Origin of the sequence: Microbacterium enclense, from assembly GCF_004022425.1 — a bacterium.
GTDB classification, from domain to species: domain Bacteria; phylum Actinomycetota; class Actinomycetes; order Actinomycetales; family Microbacteriaceae; genus Microbacterium; species Microbacterium enclense_A.
Genome location: NZ_RBZY01000133.1, coordinates 1 through 1,302, shown reverse-complemented (window position 1 = coordinate 1,302; position 1,302 = coordinate 1). Strand labels below are relative to the sequence as shown.

At 63.4% G+C, this 1,302-nt stretch carries 2 protein-coding genes; both read left to right on the top strand.

Features of this window, described 5'->3' with window-relative positions; genetic code table 11:
• Positions 1-161 (top strand): winged helix-turn-helix domain-containing protein (locus tag D8Y23_RS16555; protein WP_164878298.1); only part of this gene is annotated, 161 nt, incomplete at its 5' end.
• A gap of 324 nt (positions 162-485) precedes the next feature.
• A partial coding sequence (locus tag D8Y23_RS16550; RefSeq protein WP_164878297.1) for a YihY/virulence factor BrkB family protein occupies positions 486-1,302 on the top strand: 817 nt, incomplete at its 3' end.

Here is a 1,302-nt window from a genome sequence, read left to right as displayed (position 1 = left end):
CGCAGATCCTCGACCGCGTCTGGAACTACGAATTCGGCGGAAGCTCCAACGTCGTCGAGCTCTACATCCATCACCTGCGCAGGAAGACCAACGCCGGCCAGGAGCCGCTCATTCGCACCGTTCGCGGCGCCGGCTACGTGATGGAAGCGCCAAGGAAATAAGGGAGGCTAGGCCGATGCTCGGGCAAAGGGAGCCCGCCAAACTCGGGCCGCCCGCACGGCGGAACACCTCCCTATCGCTTATGGCCGACCCCTACACCCCGGCATCAACGGCGTCATTTCCGCCAGATTCTCCGTACTGGCTACTCGCGACGCGAGGCAAATCAGCTCGTAGACGCTGCGCGTTCGCGAACCGACCTCGAGGACTCTTGAGCCCACGGGACGCGGTGCCTGTGGGCAGGCAAGCCCCTGCAGTGGGGGCACCTGATGTCGGACACTGAAATGCGCCCGCACACGCGCGGTGTGCTCTGAACCCTCGGGACGGACATGCTGAAGCAAAAACCAGGCAATAAGACCAGCGCGGATGCGCCGCACCCGGACGCTGACGAGAAGCCAGACTCTCCCACCGAGCTGACGAAGCGGTCATGGAAGTACGTGCTGCGAAAGACAGTGCGGGAATTCTCCGCTGACCAGTGCACAGACGCCGCCGCGGGCCTGGTGTACTACGCCGTCCTCGCACTATTTCCGGCGCTGATTGCGATCTTCTCCGTACTGGGTGTCGTTGGCCAAGGCGACGCCGCCGCCAACGCCATCATCGGCATCATCCAAGACGTCGCCCCCAACGCCGCTGACACGCTCCGCGAACCGATCGAGCAGATCGCGTCATCTCGAGGCGCCGGTATCGCACTCGTCACCGGTATCGCCCTCGCCCTCTGGTCAGCATCCGGATACGTGGGCGCTTTCAGCCGTGCAATGAACCGCATCTACGAAATCGACGAAGGACGCCCCTTCTGGAAGCTGCGCCCGATGCAGCTGCTGGTCACCGTCATTGCCGTGGTAGCGCTTGTCCTCGTCGCGCTCGGTCTCGTCATCTCGGGTGATGTCACTACCGCTATCGGCAACGCCCTTGGCCTCGGTCAGGGCGTGCAAATCGCATGGGACATCGCGAAATGGCCGGTCATGCTCTTCGTCATCGTGTTCCTCGTCGCGGTGCTGTACTACGCCACCCCCAACGCCAAACAGCCGAAGTTCCGCTGGATCAGCCTCGGCGCCATCATCGCCATCGCTGCCCTCGCTATAGCGACCGCCGGCTTCGGGATCTACGTCGCCAACTTCTCCAACTACGACCGCACCTACGGCTCGC